The sequence below is a fragment of the Streptomyces sp. NPDC058662 genome (genome assembly GCF_042716255.1).
GTDB lineage: Bacteria > Actinomycetota > Actinomycetes > Streptomycetales > Streptomycetaceae > Streptomyces.
Window position 1 is genome coordinate 1 of sequence record NZ_JBHXRU010000206.1, and the last position, 2663, is coordinate 2663.

The 2663-nt window shown below is 72.1% G+C and carries 2 protein-coding genes; both read left to right on the forward strand.

Going from position 1 to position 2663, the window contains the following annotated elements; genetic code table 11:
• Nucleotides 1-128: 128 nt before the first annotated feature.
• Nucleotides 129-725, forward strand: coding sequence for an NTP transferase domain-containing protein (locus ACFWUQ_RS31380; RefSeq protein ID WP_384544811.1), 597 nt, complete (start codon nt 129-131; stop codon nt 723-725).
• A 252-nt stretch (nt 726-977) separates the two neighbouring features.
• The gene (gene aceB, locus ACFWUQ_RS31385; RefSeq protein WP_384544809.1) at nt 978-2597 is read left to right on the forward strand and encodes a malate synthase A; all 1620 of its coding nucleotides are present in this window, start codon (nt 978-980) and stop codon (nt 2595-2597) included.
• The last annotated feature ends 66 nt before the right edge of the window (nt 2598-2663 follow it).

The window sequence follows — 2663 nt, forward strand, 5'->3', positions numbered from 1 at the left end:
CGGCCGGGGTTCCCGGCGCGGACCCGGCCGGGGTTCCGGGCGCAAACCCGGCCGGGGATCCGGGCACAAACCCGGGCGCGGAACCGGCCGGGGATCCGACCGCGGATCCGGGCGCGGACCCGGCCGCGGTGCCGGGCGGGCCGCGCGTCGCGGGCCTGCTCCTGGCGGCCGGCGGCGGCCGGCGGCTCGGCGGACGGCCGAAGGCCCTGCTCCCCTACCGGGGCCGGCCGCTGGTGGAGAACGCCGTACGAGTGCTGCGGGAAGCGGGCTGCGGTCCGGTGCACGTGGTGCTCGGCGCCTCCGCCGCCGAGGTGCGCGAGCGCGCGGACCTCACGGGCTGCGTGGTCGTGGACAACCCGGACTGGACGCAGGGCATGGGCTCCTCGCTCCGCGTCGGCCTCGCCTCGCTGGCCGGTACGGGCGCGGACGCGGCGCTGGTCTCGCTGGTGGACCAGCCCGGGATCGGCGCGGCGGCCGCGGCCCGGGTCCGGGCGGCGTACCGCTCGCCGGCCAGCCTGGCGGCGGCGGCGTACGGCGGGGAGCGCGGACACCCCGTGCTGTTCGGCGCGCGGCGCTGGGCGGACATCGCGGCGACGGCGACGGGCGACAAGGGCGCGCGGGTGCACCTGGCGCGCCACGCCGGAGAGCTCGTCCTGGTGGAGTGCGGCGACATCGCCGAGGCCTTCGACATCGACACGCCGCCCGACCTGGCACGACTCGCCTGAGCGGGGAGTGACGGGCATGGCACTGGGGGCCACGGGCAACCGGAATCTGTCGACTCTGAGAATCTCGACATCAACAAACCATTGAACTTCCACCATGAGGAAATTACTATCCACTGGTCAGAAGCGCCCTGAACCCCCAGACGGCGCCCGCGACCGTATTCCGGAACTCTCCACATCCGACGGCACTGCGTGCCGTCTCGCGCGAGCATTCCCCCGCGGCCGCAAGGCACCGCCGCTGAAGGAGTGACAGATATGTCCGCACCAGCGCCGTCCCCGCTGGCCATCGTCGACGCCGAGCCCCTGCCCCGGCAGGACGAAGTCCTCACCGACGCGGCCCTGGCCTTCGTGGCCGAGCTGCACCGGCGGTTCGCCCCGCGCCGCGCCGAGCTCCTCGCCCGCCGCGCCGAGCGCCGGGCGGAGATCGCCCGCACGTCCACCCTCGACTTCCTCCCGGACACCGCACAGGTCCGCGAGGGCGACTGGAAGGTGGCACCGGCCCCGGCCGCGCTGAACGACCGCCGGGTGGAGATCACCGGTCCGACGGACCGCAAGATGACCATCAACGCCCTGAACTCGGGCGCCAGGGTCTGGCTCGCCGACTTCGAGGACGCATCGGCTCCCACGTGGGAGAACGTCGTCCTTGGCCAGCTCAACCTCATCGACGCCTACGAGCGCCGCATCGACTTCACGGACGCGCGCACGGGCAAGTCGTACGCCCTGAAGCCGGCCGAGCAGCTCGCGACCGTCGTGATGCGCCCGCGCGGCTGGCACCTCCAGGAGCGCCACCTGCTGATCGACGGAGCACCCGCCTCGGGCTCGCTCGTCGACTTCGGCCTGTACTTCTTCCACAACGCGAAGCGCCTGATCGACCTCGGCAAGGGCCCGTACTTCTACTTGCCGAAGACGGAGTCGCACCTTGAGGCGCGCCTGTGGAACGAGATCTTCGTCTTCGCGCAGGACTACGTCGGCATCCCGCAGGGCACCGTCCGCGCCACGGTCCTCATCGAGACCATCACGGCCGCGTACGAGATGGAGGAGATCCTCTACGAGCTGCGCGACCACGCGGCGGGCCTGAACGCGGGCCGCTGGGACTACCTCTTCTCCATCGTCAAGAACTTCCGTGACGGCGGCGAGAAGTTCGTCCTGCCGGACCGCAACGCGGTTACCATGACCGCCCCGTTCATGCGGGCGTACACCGAGCTGCTGGTCCGCACCTGCCACAAGCGCGGCGCGCACGCCATCGGCGGCATGGCGGCCTTCATCCCGTCCCGCAAGGACGCCGAGGTCAACAAGGTCGCGTTCGAGAAGGTCAAGGCCGACAAGGACCGCGAGGCGGGCGACGGCTTCGACGGCTCCTGGGTCGCCCACCCGGACCTGGTCCCGATCGCCATGGCCTCCTTCGACGCGGTCCTCGGCGAGAAGCCGAACCAGAAGGACCGCCTGCGCGAGGACGTCTCGGTGGCCCCCGGCGAGCTCATCGCGATCGACTCGCTGGACGCGCGGCCGACGTACGAGGGCCTGCGCAACGCGGTCCAGGTCGGCATCCGCTACATCGAGGCCTGGCTGCGGGGCCTGGGCGCCGTCGGCATCTTCGGCCTGATGGAGGACGCGGCCACCGCCGAGATCTCGCGTTCGCAGATCTGGCAGTGGATCAACGCCGGCGTGGTCTTCGAGAACGGCGAGCTTGCCACGGCCGAGCTGACCCGTGCCATCGCGGCCCGGGAACTGGCCGCGATCCGCGCCGAGGTCGGCGAGGAGGCCTTCACGTCCGGCAAGTGGCAGCAGGCCCACGACCTGCTCCTCCAGGTCTCCCTGGACGCGGACTACGCGGACTTCCTGACGCTTCCCGCGTACGACCAACTGGTCGGCTAGGCAGCCGGTTTCGGCTGGACGCACAGCGGCCGAACACAGCGGGCTCCGCCCCCGCGCCCCTGAGGG

Excerpts from the sequence above, each read along its gene's own strand:
- aceB (WP_384544809.1), top strand. The coding sequence starts at position 978 with ATGTCCGCACCAGCGCCGTCCCCGCTGGCCATCGTCGACGCCGAGCCC.